12 protein-coding genes and 3 tRNA genes are annotated in these 14,481 nt (G+C 72.7%); 3 read left to right on the forward strand and 12 right to left on the reverse strand.

The features are described from left to right. Positions 1-69: 69 nt before the first annotated feature. The 3 genes from EST54_RS20260 to EST54_RS20270 all read right to left on the reverse strand — a co-directional run bounded on the left by EST54_RS20260 (position 70) and on the right by EST54_RS20270 (position 1,759). Entirely contained in the window at positions 70-666 is a 597-nt protein-coding gene (locus EST54_RS20260) for a histidine phosphatase family protein (RefSeq protein WP_129249054.1), read from the reverse strand. Beyond that, positions 663-1,070, reverse strand: coding sequence for a thioredoxin (trxA, locus tag EST54_RS20265; RefSeq protein WP_129249055.1), 408 nt, complete (start codon positions 1,068-1,070; stop codon positions 663-665). The genes EST54_RS20260 and trxA overlap by 4 nt, the downstream gene beginning before the upstream one ends. 326 nt (positions 1,071-1,396) lie before the next feature. Then, complete coding sequence (locus EST54_RS20270) at positions 1,397-1,759, reverse strand: cupin domain-containing protein (protein ID WP_129249087.1); 363 nt, start codon at positions 1,757-1,759, stop codon at positions 1,397-1,399. Between the two features lie 223 nt (positions 1,760-1,982). On the opposite strand from EST54_RS20270, the gene EST54_RS20275 reads away from it, so the two are divergent. Then, positions 1,983-2,858, forward strand: a complete 876-nt coding sequence (locus EST54_RS20275; RefSeq protein WP_129249056.1) for a glycosyltransferase family 2 protein — start codon at positions 1,983-1,985, stop codon at positions 2,856-2,858. Positions 2,859-3,574: 716 nt separating this feature from the next. Here EST54_RS20275 and EST54_RS20280 read toward each other — a convergent pair. The 3 genes from EST54_RS20280 to EST54_RS20290 all read right to left on the reverse strand — a co-directional run bounded on the left by EST54_RS20280 (position 3,575) and on the right by EST54_RS20290 (position 3,978). Beyond that, positions 3,575-3,648, reverse strand: a tRNA-Ile gene (locus EST54_RS20280). Between the two features lie 179 nt (positions 3,649-3,827). Next, positions 3,828-3,900 (reverse strand) — tRNA-Asn (locus EST54_RS20285). A 5-nt stretch (positions 3,901-3,905) separates the two neighbouring features. Next, positions 3,906-3,978: transfer RNA gene (locus EST54_RS20290), tRNA-Asn, on the reverse strand. A gap of 222 nt (positions 3,979-4,200) precedes the next feature. Here EST54_RS20290 and EST54_RS20295 point away from each other — a divergent pair. After that, positions 4,201-4,500 (forward strand): YtxH domain-containing protein, encoded by a 300-nt coding sequence (locus EST54_RS20295; RefSeq protein ID WP_129249057.1) that lies wholly within the window; start codon positions 4,201-4,203, stop codon positions 4,498-4,500. 98 nt (positions 4,501-4,598) lie between these two features. Continuing rightward, complete coding sequence (locus EST54_RS20300; protein ID WP_174857477.1) at positions 4,599-6,080, forward strand: FGGY family carbohydrate kinase; 1,482 nt, start codon at positions 4,599-4,601, stop codon at positions 6,078-6,080. 81 nt (positions 6,081-6,161) lie between these two features. Here the strand turns inward: EST54_RS20300 and EST54_RS20305 are convergent, their stop codons facing one another. From EST54_RS20305 to EST54_RS20330, 6 genes are all read right to left on the reverse strand, one after another. Then, positions 6,162-7,388 carry a sigma-70 family RNA polymerase sigma factor gene (locus EST54_RS20305; RefSeq protein WP_129249059.1) on the reverse strand — a complete coding sequence of 409 codons (1,227 nt, stop codon included), beginning with the start codon at positions 7,386-7,388 and terminating at the stop codon, positions 6,162-6,164. Between the two features lie 128 nt (positions 7,389-7,516). Further along, positions 7,517-9,436, reverse strand: coding sequence for a DNA primase (gene dnaG, locus EST54_RS20310; RefSeq protein ID WP_129249060.1), 1,920 nt, complete (start codon positions 9,434-9,436; stop codon positions 7,517-7,519). A 96-nt stretch (positions 9,437-9,532) separates the two neighbouring features. After that, positions 9,533-10,534, reverse strand: coding sequence for a threo-3-hydroxy-L-aspartate ammonia-lyase (locus tag EST54_RS20315; RefSeq protein ID WP_129249061.1), 1,002 nt, complete (start codon positions 10,532-10,534; stop codon positions 9,533-9,535). A 9-nt stretch (positions 10,535-10,543) separates the two neighbouring features. After that, positions 10,544-11,827: an NAD(P)/FAD-dependent oxidoreductase gene (locus tag EST54_RS20320; RefSeq protein ID WP_129249062.1), complete on the reverse strand. Its 1,284-nt coding sequence runs from the start codon at positions 11,825-11,827 to the stop codon at positions 10,544-10,546. Positions 11,828-12,077: 250 nt separating this feature from the next. After that, entirely contained in the window at positions 12,078-13,391 is a 1,314-nt protein-coding gene (locus EST54_RS20325) for a deoxyguanosinetriphosphate triphosphohydrolase (protein WP_129249063.1), read from the reverse strand. Beyond that, the gene (locus EST54_RS20330; RefSeq protein WP_129249064.1) at positions 13,388-14,380 is read right to left on the reverse strand and encodes a sirohydrochlorin chelatase; all 993 of its coding nucleotides are present in this window, start codon (positions 14,378-14,380) and stop codon (positions 13,388-13,390) included. The genes EST54_RS20325 and EST54_RS20330 overlap by 4 nt, the downstream gene beginning before the upstream one ends. Positions 14,381-14,481: the final 101 nt, after the last annotated feature.

A 14,481-nucleotide genomic window follows, 5' to 3' on the forward strand; every position in this document is an offset into this window, starting at 1 on the left:
TCCCCGCCCTGACAGCCGTCGTCCCCGAAGACATCGTCCCCACGGCCGTCGTCCCCCCAGCCCTCGCCCTCACAGAATTCGCGCGTTCCAGGCCACCACCGCGGGGCGGTCGTGTTCGGTCCCCAGCACGCCCACCGTCCCGGTCTCGAAGGTGAAGAGCCCGCCGGCGGCGGCCGGCAGCCCGAGACGGCGGGCGGCCAGCACCCGCAGGAAGTGCGCATGCCCCACCAGCGCCACATCGCCCTCGTCGGCGGCGAGCTGTGGCGCGATCCGCGCCAGCACCCGGTCGGCGCGCGCCCCGACCTGCTCGGGCGTCTCCCCCGGATGTGCCGCGGGACCCTCGGCGACACCGTCGGAGAACAGATACCAGCCGGGCCGGCCGCGGTGGATCTCGGCGGTGGTGATGCCCTCGTAGCCGCCGTAGTCCCATTCCCGCAGGTCGGCGTCGATCTGTGGGCGGGCGAGGCCCGCCAGCTCGGCGGTGCGCAGCGCCCGCTGCATCGGGCTGGCGTACACCGGCCCGATCTTCCGGTCCGACAGCAGCGGCCGCAGGGCGCGGGCCTGCTCCTCACCGTCCACGGTCAGCGGCAGATCGGTCCAGCTGGTGTGCCGGCCGTCCCTGCTCCACTCGGTCTCGCCGTGCCGGACCAGAAGGAGATCGCTCACGAGCTCTGCGCCTGCTGTCCCTCTTCGCCCTGCGCCTGCTCGGCCTGCTGGGCCTCGGCGACCGACGCCCGGACCGCGTCCATGTCCAGCGCGCGGGCCTGGCCGATGACGTCCTCCAGGGCCTCCGCAGGCAGCGCGCCCGGCTGGGCGAAGACGGCGATGTTCTCCCGGACGATCATCACGGTCGGGATGGACTGGATCTGGAGGGCCTGCGCCAGCTCGGGCTGCGCCTCCGTGTCGACCTTGGCGAAGACCAGGTCGTCGTGCGTCTCCGACGACTTCTCGAAGACCGGGCCGAACTGCTTGCACGGCCCGCACCACTCGGCCCAGAAGTCGATCAAAACGAAATCGTTGCCGGAGACGATTTCGTCGAAGTTTTCCTTGGTGAGCTCGATGGTGCTCATGCGAATTTCCCTGCTTCCGGTCTGTCGACGATTACCAGTCGGTCTCCGGCTGCGGTAACGGGAACATCCCGTGACGTATTCCGCGCGCCGGACCGTCCCGCACCCCTGCCCACCGATCACGTTCCTAGACATCCCGATTCACGTGGGGCTCGCCACGCCGTCCGACGCCCTCCGGCCCGGCGCCCACAACGTCTCCGACGCCCCTGCGCGGGGGCGCCGGCCCGGCTTCCCGCCGCGCACAGCGCCCCTCACCGGCCGGTGCGGCAACCGACGGCCGCCGCGCCCCGGCCGTACTCCGGCCTCCACCTCGCGCAGGGCGCGGCCGGCTACCCCTTCGCCTTTCCGTACTCGGTCGCCATACCGCCCGCGAAGTCGTACACGACGACCTGCTCGTCGCCGACGACCCAGGCGTCGTGACCGGGCGGAGCGACGAAGACGTCGCCGGGTCCCACTTCGGACTCCGCGCCGTCATTCATCCGGATCCGCATACGGCCCTGCACCATGAAGCAGTTGTGGTGGATCTCGCAGCTGTCGGTCCCGGCGAGCGGGCGTACCGACTCCGACCAGCGCCATCCGGGGTCGAAGGTCGCCACGGCGAAGTCCAGCCCGGTGAGGTGCAGGGCTTCGAGGTGACCTAGGGGAAAGTCGCGCCGTTCATCCGGCTTGTCGACCGTCTTGACTTCCAACAACATGAGGGTTCCCTCCTGCCGCCCCCCTGGTCGTGCGTGCCTGCCCCCTGGCCCAACCATCTGGTCCTTCCATGGTGCGCCGCGACCGGGCCCCCGGCCACCGGTGAGGCCGCCCCGCCGGGGCCGCCCGGCCGGGATGTCGCCGGGGAGGTGCGATGGCACGCAGCCGCCTCCCCCGGCGGCTAGCATCCCGAAAGGACCGCAAAGAACGGAGCATCCTTCTGTGCGTCATCTGCGCGTAGGCGTCGCCATCTTGACCATGGGGAACCGCCCCGCCGAGCTACAGGCCCTGCTGGATTCGATCGCCAAGCAGGACCTCCAGCCGGCGCACATCGTGGTCATCGGAAACGGCTCGCCGCTCCCCCCGCTGCCGCACGGCGCGCGGGGCGTCGAGCTGACCGACAACCTCGGCGTCTCCGGTGGCCGGAACGTCGCCCTGGACGAGCTGCGCAAGCTCGGGGACCTCGACCTGGTGATCGACCTGGACGACGACGGCCTGCTGATCAGCCCCGACGTCTTCAGCCGGCTGGCGGAACTGCACAGCCGCGAGCCGAAGTTGGGGATCGTGAGCTTCCGCATCGCCGACGAACTGGGCCGCACCCAGCGCCGTCACGTCCCCCGCCTGAAGGTCGGCGACCCGGCACGCGGCGGCCTGGTCACCACCTTCCTCGGCGGCGGGCACTCGCTGTCCGTGCCGATGCTGGACAGAATCGGCGGCTGGCCCGAGGAATTCTTCTACGCGCACGAGGAAACCGACCTCGCCTGGCGGGCCTTGGACGACGGCTGGGACATCCGCTACGCACCGGAGCTCGTACTCCAGCACCCCTACACCTCCCCCACCCGGCACGCCGTCTTCCACCGCATGGTCGCCCGCAACCGCGTCTGGCTGGCCAAGCGCCACCTGCCCGCCCTCCTGGTACCGCTCTACCTGGGCGTATGGGCCATACTGACGGCCGCCCGCACCCGCTCCCTGCCCGGCATCCGCGCCTGGGCCGCGGGCTTCGCCGAGGGAGTACGCACCCCCTGCGGCCGCCGCCGCCCGATGCACTGGCGCACGGTATGGCGCATGACGAAACTCGGCCGGCCACCGGTCATCTGACGCCCGACGCCCATGCCGCCCGACGCGCCATGCCGCCGGCAGCGGATCCCGGGCCGGCACAGCGGAGGACCGGGGCGGCCGCGATCCGCTCCACGAGCGAGAGCATGAACGTTTTGAGACCGTCGGAATCGAGCCCGAGATCGCCCTGGTCGCGCAAGGCCGACTCGCTGCCGCGCACATCGACGGCCACCTGGAGCGGCCCGGCGGCGGTCCGGAGGATCCGCAGGACCCGTTCTCACGCGGCTTCAGGCGCCCTTTCAGCAGCATGCCCGCACCGGTGGTGATCCCGTTGAAGTCCGTGCCCTCGTAGACGGCACGCAGTAGTTGCACGAACCGGGCCCGGTCGTGCTGAAGCTGCGGACGACGGCAGCCATACCGCAGGTGCCATAGAAGCGGCTCAGCCCTCCAGGTGAGCGTGCGTCAAGGTCGTTGCCGACGGCGCCACTCTGGTGGGTTACTTGATTCAAACCGGTGAGCCGCACCCTCTCCCCCGGGGATGTGCGGCCCATACCTGTGGGGCCACATGCCAGGAGAGTGCCTCAGAAGGCGGCGTGAAGCTCCGCTGTCCACGGGTCCGGGCGCGCGTCCACTACGCGTCCACCACGTGCCCGCTGGATCTTGGTCTGAACGGATGAACGGGGGCCACCGCGCTGTGGCGGTGACCCCCGTTCTCACGTTTCCCCAGGTAGAAAGGGGCTTCGCCCTGGGTGCTGCGGTGGGGCGGGTGGGACTCGAACCCACGGCCGACGGATTATGAGTCCGCTGCTCTAACCGGCTGAGCTACCGCCCCCCACGGCGCGTCGCGCACATTTGTGCGCGCCGTCTGCCGCAGCATAGCCGCTCATACGATCTGCTGCCCGTGAGGGCTGCCGTCCGGCGACCACGCACGCCCAAGAGGACCGCGATCACCGGGGGTTCGGTTCCATGGCACAAGAAAAAGGACCCCTCGCGGGGTCCTCGTTCTCTCTGCTCCCCCGACTGGACTCGAACCAGTAACCCTCCGGTTAACAGCCGAATGCTCTGCCAATTGAGCTACAGGGGACCGAGCTCCCCCGACTGGACTCGAACCAGTAACCTGCCGGTTAACAGCCGGCTGCTCTGCCAATTGAGCTACAGGGGATTGCTCTGTGTGCCTCGAATGCGCCGCTGTCCGGGGGAACCGGACGGCGCGCGCTCGCTGCGACACATACATTAGCGCAAGCAGGGGGGTGCTCCGCCAATCGGTATCGCCTCAGGTCACCTCGGGTGATCTGCGGCCCCGGAGGGTAGGCGCGCGGCACAGCCCGGCACTCAGGTGCGTACCGGCACCGGACGGGAACCGACGAGAGGGAAAGGTGGAGCAATGCGCTACCGGCTCACGTTCATCGCGGGACTGGCCACCGGGTACGTGCTCGGCGCACGAGCCGGCCGGGAGCGGTATGAGCAGCTCCGCAAGGCCGCCCAGCGGGTCACCCAGAATCCGGCGGTCCGGAACACCGCCGAGTCCGCCGCGCTGACCGGGCGCGACGCGGCCTCGAAGGCGTTCGGGACGGTGTCGGCCAAGGTCGGGGAACGGATGCCGCACGCCGTCGGTGACCGGGTCCGTTCGCTGCGCGAGCAGCGCGGCTCCGACGAGGACGAGTGGGGTACCAGTAATACCTGAGTGGGGAGAGAAACTCGGCCGGGCCGACTCGGGGCCGAGCCCGGTCGGGTAATCCCTGACTCTTTGCTCAGGGGTCTCATGCGGCATCATCTGGAGTCATGGGGATAGTCGCCGGATTGGACAGTTCGTCCGAAAGCACACGGATCGTCGTCTGCGATGCGGACACAGGTGCCGTGATCAGGCAGGGGTATGCGCCGCACCCTGTCGAGAAGGGGCCCGAGGTCGATCCGCAGGCGTGGCTGATTTCCCTCGGTGAGGCGGCGGGCCACGGGCTGCTCGAAGGGGTGCAGGCGATCGGCGTCTCGGCGCAGCCGCACGGCCTGGTGCCGCTGGACGTCGAGGGCAACCTCGTCCGGCCCGCGCTGGTGGGCAATGACAAGCGGGCGCAGAGCGCGGCCGCGGATCTGATCGACTCGCTCGGCGGGCGCAGCGCCTGGGCGCAGGCCGTCGGGGCGGTGCCGCAGGCGACGCATCCGGTGACGAAGATGCGCTGGCTGGCGCGTACGGAGCCGGCGCATGCGGCCCGGATCGCGGAGATCATGCAGCCGCAGGACTGGCTGGCGTGGCAGCTGCTGGGGCGGCCCGCCCGGCGTACGACGGACCGTGGCGGGGCCTCGGCGACCGGCTTCTGGTCGGCGGCGACCGCGACGTACCGGCCGGATCTGGTGGAGCTGGCGCTGGGCCATCAGGTGCGGCTGCCGGAGGTGCTGAGCCCGTCGGGGACGGCCGGGTTCACCCCGGAGGGGCTGCTGATCTCGGCCGGTACGGGCGAGACGATGGCGGCGACCTTCGGGCTCGGGGTCGGGGAGGGCGACGCCGTGGTGTCGCTGGGCGCCTCGGGGTCGGTGTTCGGGATCCATCACGAGGCGCTGGCCGACCCGACCGGGACGATCACCTCGTTCGCGGACGCGACCGGCCGGCATCTGCCGGTGGTGCACACCAGCAACGCGGTGCGGGTGCTGCGCGGTGCGGCGGAGATGCTGGGGACGGACCTGGAAGGGCTGTCCGAGCTGGCGCTGAAGTCGTCGCCCGGTGCGTACGGCATGGTGCTGCTGCCGTATCTGGAGGGTGAGCGGACGCCGCATCTGCCACACACCGCCGGGTCGTTGCACGGGATGCGGCGGGAGAGCATGAAGCCGGAGCATCTGGCGCGGGCGGCCGTGGAGGGCATGCTCTGCGGGCTCGCGGACGCGCTGGATGTGCTGCGCGGGCGGGGTGTGGCGGTGCGCCGGGTGTTCCTGCTGGGCGGGGCGGCGGATCTGGGTGCGGTGCAGGCGGTGGCTCCGGGGCTGTTCGGGGTGCCGGTCGTGGTGCCGCAGCCGGGTAACTACGCGGCGCTGGGTGCGGCGCGGCAGGCGGCCTGGGCGTGGGGGGTGGCGCACGGCACCCTCACCCCGGCCCCCGGCGCGGAGACCGGGCCGGGCGGCCAGAGCGCCTGGATCGATCCGCCGCAGTGGCCGGCCGCGGCGAGCCAGGTCTTCGAGCCGGGCGAGGAGTTGCCGGTCGGCCGGGCCGTGCGCCAGCAGTACATGGCGGTGCGGGACGAGGCCCATCCGGGGGCGTTCCAGCGGGAGGGGTGAGGCATGCGGCGGAGCGTGCCGGGCCTTCCGGCGGGAACTGCCGCGTCACCGGAGCAGGGGCTCGCGGGAATCCGTGCGGCGTCAGTCGAGGTAGCCGCGGAGCTGGTCGGCGAAGGCGTGGTCGCGGAGCTTGCCGAGGGTCTTGGACTCGATCTGCCGTATGCGTTCGCGGGTGACGCCGAAGATCCGGCCGATCTCCTCCAGGGTGCGGGGGCGGCCGTCGACGAGGCCGTAGCGGAGCTGGACGACCTTGCGCTCGCGCTCGCCGAGGGTGGACAGGACCGCGTCGAGGTGCTCGCGGAGCAGCAGGAACGCGGCGGATTCGACGGGTGAGGCGGCGTCGCCGTCCTCGATGAGGTCGCCGAGCGCGACGTCCTCCTCCTCGCCCACGGGGGCGTGCAGGGAGACCGGCTCCTGGGCCAGCCGCAGCACCTCGCTGACGCGTTCCCCGGTCAGGCCGAGGTGGGCGGCGACCTCCTCGGGGGTGGGTTCGTAGCCGCGTTCCTGGAGCATCCGGCGCTGGACGCGCACCACGCGGTTGATCAGCTCGACGACATGGACCGGGACGCGGATGGTCCGGGCCTGGTCGGCCAGGGCGCGGGACATCGCCTGGCGGATCCACCAGGTGGCGTAGGTGGAGAACTTGTAGCCGCGGGCGTAGTCGAACTTCTCGACGGCGCGGATCAGTCCGAGGTTTCCTTCTTGGACGAGGTCGAGCATGGTCAGTCCGCGGCCGACGTAGCGTTTGGCGACGGAGACCACCAGGCGCAGGTTGGCCTCGATCAGGCGGCGCTTGGCCATCCGGCCCAGGACCACCAGCCGGTCGAGGTCGACGGCGAGCCGGGTGGAGAGGTCGGGGGTGTTGGTGAGCTTCTCCTCGGCGAAGAGACCGGCCTCGACGCGGCGGGCGAGCTCGACCTCCTCGGCGGCGGTGAGCAGCGGGATCCGGCCGATCTCGCGGAGGTACTGGCGGAAGAGGTCGGAGGACGGGCTGCCCGCCTCGGGGCGCGGTACCGGCTCCGGGGTGATCTCCTCGACGAGCATCTCGGCTGCCGGGGGTTCGGCCTGCTGCGGCACGGTGAGCGGTTCCGCGGCCGGGTCCGTGAGCGGTTCTTCTTCGGCGGCCGGCGCGTCGGCGAGGGTCTGGGTCTGCACGGGGGCGACCTCCAGGGTGATCGCTGCTGAGGCGGCAGAAAGGTCGGGCACGGTTGCGGCCGAGCCGCCGTCCGTCCCGTACGTCAAGAGCGGTTCCGCGGGGGTTTCCGGTGGGGGACGTCCGGGACCGCCGCGCTCCGATGACTCAGGCACCGCTTTTCAGTGTGGAGTACGACACAGGCTTGCCACGAGGGGCGTGCGAGCACTTTTTGAGTCCGTTCTGTGACCGGACGGCTACCGCGGGGTGGTCCAGTGGTGCTCGGGGCGCCCGGCCCGGCGGACTACAGTGCGGCGGCGCCGCGCTCGCGCAGTGTCTTGCCGTACTGCTGGAGGACCCAGAGTTCCTGGAGCATGGCCGCGGAGCCCGCGTGGTCGCCCTGGGCCTCGCAGCGGCGGGCGGCTCCCTCCAGATCGGCGATCCGGGCGTCGACGGCGGCGATGCGGACGGTGGCCAACTGGACGCCGGCATAGGCCTCGTCGGGATCCCGGCGGGTCAGCAGCGGTTCGACGGCGAGCTCGGTGACCAGGGCGCGGACGGTGTCGTCGGGGGCGGCCTCGCGCACCCGGGGGATGTAGGACTGGTCGGCGGCGCCGGCCGTGGCGCCGCCGGCCTCCTCGATGCACTGGCGGACCACGGCGTAGGGCGGGGCGGTGAACTCATCGGCACCGTAGGCGTCGAAGGCCGGGGAGACCAGGTCGGGGCGTTGCAGCGCCAGCTTGAGGAGTTCTCGCTCGACGCGCCGGGCGGGGCTGCGGAGGTTGAGGGCCGGGCCGCGCGGGGCGGGTGCGGAGGGAGCCTGCTCGGGGGGCGCGGCCTGGCCGCGGCGCGGCGGACGGCCCTGGCCGGGGCCGCCGCCCTCGCGGCCGCGTTCGCGGGCCCAGCGGGCGAGCTGGCTGACCCGGCGGACGACGAACTGGGTGTCCAGGATGCCGAGCATGCCGGCGAGCTGGACGGCGGATTCGTGCTGGATGGAGCTGTTCTTGATGCGGGCGACGATGGGCGCGGCCTCGTCGAGGGCGGCGGCCCGGCCGACGGTGGTGTCGAGGTTGTGCCGGGACGCCACATGGCGCAGCGCGAACTCGAAGAGCGGGGTGCGGGACTCGACGAGGTCGGCGACGGCCTGATCGCCCTGGGCCAGCCGCAGATCGCAGGGGTCCATCCCGCCGGGGGTGATGGCGATGGAGGTCTCGGCGGCGAACTTCTGGTCGTCCTCGAAGGCGCGCAGGGCGGCCTTCTGGCCTGCGGCGTCGCCGTCGAAGGTGAAGACCACCTCGGAGCCGGAGTGGTCCATCAGCAGCCGGCGCAGGATCTTGATGTGGCCCTCGCCGAAGGACGTACCGCAGGTGGCGATGGCGGTGGTGACACCGGAGAGATGGCAGGCCATCACGTCCGTGTAGCCCTCGACGACGACCGCGCGGCTGGTCTTGGCGATCTCCTTCTTGGCGAGGTCGATGCCGTAGAGGACCTGGGACTTGCGGTAGATGGGGGTCTCGGGGGTGTTGAGGTACTTGGGGCCGTTGTCGTCGTCGCGGAGCTTGCGGGCGCCGAAGCCGACGACCTCGCCGGCGATGTCGCGGATCGGCCACATCAGGCGGCCGCGGAAGCGGTCGATGGGGCCGCGGCGGCCCTCCTGGGAGAGGCCGGAGAGGACCAGCTCCTGGTCGCTGAAGCCGCGGCCGCGCAGGAAGCGGGTGAGGTGGTCCCAGCCGGCCGGGCTGTAGCCGACGCCGAAATGCTGGGCGGCGGACTGGTCGAAGCCGCGCCCGGCGAGGAACTTGCGGGCGATCTCGGCCTCGGTGCCGTCCAGCTGGTCGACGTAGAACTGCGCGGCGGCCTTGTGGGCCTCGACCAGGCGGGTGCGCTCGCCCTGCTGGCGGCCGGGGGTGTAGCCGCCTTCTTCGTAGCGCAGGGTGATGCCGGCCTGGGAGGCGAGCCGCTCGATGGTCTCGGCGAAGGAGAGGTGGTCGAGCTTCATGATGAAGTCGACGGTGTCGCCGCCCTCCTGGCAGCCGAAGCAGTGGTACAGGCCCTTGGCCGGGCTGACGTGGAAGGACGGGGACTTCTCGTCGTGGAAGGGGCACAGGCCCTTGAGGTTGCCGCCACCGGCGTTGCGGAGCTGGAGGTACTCGGACACGACGGCGTCGATCGGGACCGCGTCCCGTACCGCCTTCACATCGTCATCGTTGATCCTGCCTGCCACGCGTGAATTCTACGGCCGGGGTCGGACAGTCCGGGCCGGGAGTCGTCCGGGAGCGGCGAGGGCGGGCGGCGAGGGGGAACAGCCGCAGCCGCGCCCTCACCCCAGTAGCTCCAGAAACCGCTCCACCCCCACGTTGCCGCCCGAGATGATCACGCCGACGCGGGGTGGCAGCGGCTCGATGCGGCCGGCGAGCAGGGCGGCCAGGGCGCTGGCGCCGCTGGGCTCGGTGACGATCTTCAGTCGTTCGAAGGCGAGCTTCATGGCCGCGCGGATCTCGTCGTCGCTGACCAGGACGACCGAGTCGAGCAGCCGCCGGTTGACGGCGAAGGTCAGCTCGCCGGGGCTCTCGACGGCCTGGCCGTCGGCGATGGTGCGCGGGACGGGGATGGTGACCGGGTGGCCGGCGGCCAGGGAGCGCCGGGTGTCGTCGCCGGCTTCCGGCTCCACGCCGATCATGCGGATGCCGGGGGCCAGGGCGGTGGCGGCGAGGGCCGAGCCGGCCATCAGCCCGCCGCCGCCGACCGGTGCGAGCAGCGCGTCCAGCGGGCCGGTCTCCTCGATCAGCTCCAGGGCGGCGGTGCCCTGCCCGGCGATGACGTGCGGATGGTCGTACGGCGGGATCAGGGTGAGACCGCGCTCCTCGGCGAGCTGCCGGCAGACCGCGTTGCGGTCGCCCGTGTAGCGGTCGTAGCGGACGATCTCGGCGCCGTATCCGGCGGTCGCGTCCACCTTCGACGCCGGGGCGTCCTCGGGCATCACGATGACGGCACGGCTGCCCAGCTCCCGGGCGGCCAGGGCGACGGCCTGGGCGTGGTTGCCGGAGGAGTAGGCGGCGACCCCGCGGGCGAGTTGCTGCTCGGACAGCCGGGAGAGGGCGTTGTAGGCGCCGCGGAACTTGAAGGCGCCGACCCGCTGGAAGTTCTCGCACTTGAGGTGGACCTCGGCGCCGACCAGCGCGTCGAGGGTCCGGGAGCGCAGCACGGGCGTGCGGTGTGCCACGCCCGCCAGCAGCCGGGCGGCGTCCCGGACGTCGTCGAACGTGACGACCGGGACGTCGGGGCCGCCAGGGCCGGTGGGACCGTTGGGGCTCGGGGTCATGGCCGCACGCTACGGGAGCAGCGCGGCCAGCGGAACCTCCGGATCGGCCAGGGCGCCGGGCGTCAACGGGGCCCCGGAACGGATCAGTTGCTGGATGGGCTCGACGACGTCCCAGACGTTGACGTTCATCCCCGCGAGCAGCCGGCCGTCCGGGCCGAGCCAGAAGGCGATGAACTCCCGCTTGGCGACGTCCCCGCGGCAGACGACCTGGGCGTACGAGCCGGGCGGGGCGTAGCCGGAGTACTCCATGCCGACGTCGTACTGGTCGGAGAAGAAGTAGGGGATGCGGTCGTAGCTGACGTCCTGGCCGAGCATGGCGCGGGCCGCGGCCGGGCCGCCGTTGAGGGCGTTGGCCCAGTGTTCGACCCGCAGGCGGGTGTCCTGGAGCGGGGTGCTCCCGGAGAGGGAGAGGGGGGCGGCGGCGACGTCGCCGGCGGCGTAGATGTACGGGTCGGAGGTGCGCAGTGCGGAGTCCACCGCGATGCCCCCGCCGGCGGCACGGTCGACCAGGTCGAGCCCGGCCTGGTCGGCGAGGGCGGTGCGCGGCGCGGCGCCGATCGCGGCGAGCACGTCGTGGGCGGGGTGTTCCTCGCCGTCGTCGGTGCGCACGGCGAGGACCATGCCGTCCTGTCCGACGATCTCGGTGAGGCGGGCGCCGAAGTGGAAGCGGACGCCGTGTTCGCGGTGCAGATCGGCGAACAGGCCGCCGAGTTCGGGGCCCAGCACGCCGTGCAGCGGGGTCGGGGCGGCCTCGACGATGGTCACCTCGGCGCCGTAGGTGCGGGCGGCGGCGGCGACCTCCAGGCCGATCCAGCCGGCACCGGCGATCACGAGGTGGCCGTTGTCCCGGCCGAGGGAGGCCAGCACGCCGCGCAGCCGTTCGGCGTGCGCGAGTCGGCGCAGGTGGTGCACGCCGGCCAGGCCGGTGCCGGGGACGTCCAGGCGGCGCGGTTCGGCTCCGGTGGCCAGCAGCAGCCGGTCGTAGACGATCAGGGTGCCGTCGCCGAGGCGGACCGTTTTGGCCTCGGGGTCCAGATGGACGGCGGGCTGGCCCAGGTGGAGTTCGATCTGTGCCTGGGCGTACCAGGCGGGTTCGTGGACGAAGACGCTGTCGCGCTCCTCCTTGCCGAGCAGGTACCCCTTGGAGAGCGGGGGGCGCTCGTACGGGTGGTCGCGCTCGTCACAGATGAGGATCACCCGGCCGGTGAAGCCCTCCGAGCGGAGCGTCTCCGCGGCCTTCGCTCCGGCCAGGCCACCCCCGACGATGACGAACGTCTGGTGTGCGTCGACCACTTGCTTCCTCCTCGTTGCGGTGCCGTACGTCCGCGTCCGCGTCCGTAAACGCCCCCCGATATACCCCCGGATTCCTCTCCCCCGTTGATGTACGGGGCGCCGCCGGGGTTCCCGTTCGCCGCCGATCGGGCTCTCCCGTGTGCCGTGGCCTGGGTCGCTGTGCGCCGTTGTCAGGGTGGTCCGTGCGCCAACGGCCGGGTTCGAGCGTCCCGCACGGAGCGTGAGGGGGGAAGAGGGGCTCCCTCCAGGGTCACCCCCCGTTGCCCCTTCGGTCACCAGGCGGTCCGGTGAGACGGGCGTGCAGGGAGCGGGCCGACGTGTCGGTCAGGGCCGCGATCTGGTCGATGACGGCACGCATCCGCGCGGTGTCGTCCGGGGCCGCGTCGAACAGTGAACGGAACTGTGGATCAAGGCCGTCGGGGGCGCGGGCGAGCAGCGCCTCGGCCAGTTCGGCGAGGACGACGCGCTGGTCGGCGCGGAGCACCTCCTGGTCGGGGCGCTGCATGACGTACCGGTCGGCGACCGCTTTCAAAACGGCGCATTCCAGCCGGGTTTCGTCCGGAACCACCAGCTCGGCGCCGTAGCGGGTGAGCCGCCCGCTCCCCCACTGGGCCCGGGTGGCGGCCTCGGCCGCGAGGCAGAAGCGGCCGATCAACTGGCTGGTGGCGTCCTTGAGACGGGCCTGCGCGAGGGCGGAGCCGTCGTAGCCGTGCGGCCACCACTCCTGGTCCAGCAGGCGGTCCAGCGCCGCGGCCAGCTCCTCGGGGCCGGCGCCGGGCGCATAGCGCGCGGCGGCGACCGCGAAGATCTCGGCCCGCTCGGCGTCCGCGAGCAGGAGGTTGGGGTCCAGATGCCCGGCGTGCAGCCCGTCCTCGACGTCGTGCACGGAGTACGCGACGTCGTCGGACCAGTCCATGACCTGCGCCTCGAAGCTCTGTACGCCGTCGGGGGCGCCCTGCCGGAACCACTCGAAGACCGGCACGTCGTCCGCGTAGACCCCGAACTTCCGTGACGCGGGGTCACCGGGGTGGGCGCCGCGCGGCCACGGGTACTTGGTGGCCGCGTCCAGGGCGGCGCGGCTGAGGTTCAGCCCGACGCTGACCGCCGTGCCGTCCGCGGCGGGCACGAACCGCTTGGGCTCCAGACGGGCCAGCAGCCGCAGCGACTGGGCGTTGCCCTCGAAGCCGCCGCAGGGCGCGGCGACTTCGTTGAGGATCTGCTCGCCGTTGTGGCCGAAGGGCGGGTGTCCGAGGTCGTGCGCCAGACAGGCGGTCTCGACCAGGTCCGGGTCGCAGCCGAGGGCGGCGCCGAGTTCCCGGCCGACCTGGGCGCACTCCAGGGAGTGGGTCAGCCGGGTGCGCGGGGTGGCGTCCCAGGCGTGGGTGTGTCCGCCGGGGGTGACGACCTGGGTCTTGCCGGCCAGCCGGCGCAGCGCGGCGGAGTGCAGCACCCGGGCGCGGTCGCGCTGGAAGGCGGTGCGCCCCGGCCGTTTGTCGGGCTCGGTGACCCAGCGCTCGATGTCGGCCGTGGTGTAGCCGGGGATGGTCGGTCGTGTGCCCGTCATACAGCGACGGTAGCCGCCCGGGTGCGCTCGGAGTCGGATCCGGTGCGTGCGAGCAGCGCCTGGTCGTAGCGGTGCAGCACGAGACGGGCCAGTGCGGGGTGGTCTCCCAGGGGTGCGGCGGCGATGCCGGGGGCGGCGTCGGCGCACCGGGTGGCGAAGCGGCCGGGGGCGGTGAAGCAGGCGGCCACGGCGAGCTGGTCGACACCGCGGGCGGTGAGCGTGCGGACCGCGTCGGCGACGGTGGGAGCGGCGCCGTCCGAGGCGGCATCCCCGGCCGGCGCGGAGTGGGCGAAGGCGGGCTGGACGGGGAGGCCGCCGAGCCGGGCCGAGAGCAGCCGTGCGATGCGCGCGGTGTCCTGGGCGGACTGCGGGGACCGGGAGCCGGCGGCGGCCAGGACCACGGCGGTGCGCGGCCCGGGGTCCGGGGGGAAGCCGGCCTCCAGGAGGCGGCCGTGGAGCGCCTCGGCAAGGAGGGTGTGCGGCCCGAGGGGGGTGGCGATCCGGCCGGTCAGATGGGGTGCGGCGGCCAGCGCGGCGGGCAGGTCGTGGGTGACGTGGTAGCCGCGGCCGAAGAGCAGCGGGACGAGGACGGCCTCGCCGCGCAGCTCGGCCAGGGTGTCGCCGAGCAGCGGCCGGTTCAGCTCGACGTGTCCGAGCCGTACGGGCAGGCCGGGACGGAGCGCCCGGACCCGGTCGAGCAGCGCACGGACGACGGGCAGGGCGCGCGGGTCACGGCTGCCGTGGGCGACGGCGACGAGCGTGGGGGCGGGCGGCTGCGGGCGGAAGCCGTGCAGCCGCACCCTGCTGAGCCGCCGGCTGAGCTGCACGGTGATCTCGGCGGCGAGCTCCCCCGTGCCGAGGGGCGCGGCCCAGCCGCACGAGGGCTGCCGCGCGGGCCGCCCCTCGGGGCGGTCGTCCGGGACGGCCGGCTCCGGGCCGGTGGTGGCGGGGGCGGGACGGGAGGCGGAGTGCGGTATCGGCGCCGTCATACAGGGAGCGTGGCAGCGGGGCGTTGCGGCCTCGTTTCCCGGCCGCGACGTTCGTGTTCCGTCGCGCTGTCACGGGCCGGGCCCGCCGGGCAGGGCTGTCA

The organism is Streptomyces sioyaensis, from assembly GCF_004122735.1.
Lineage (GTDB): Bacteria > Actinomycetota > Actinomycetes > Streptomycetales > Streptomycetaceae > Streptomyces > Streptomyces sioyaensis.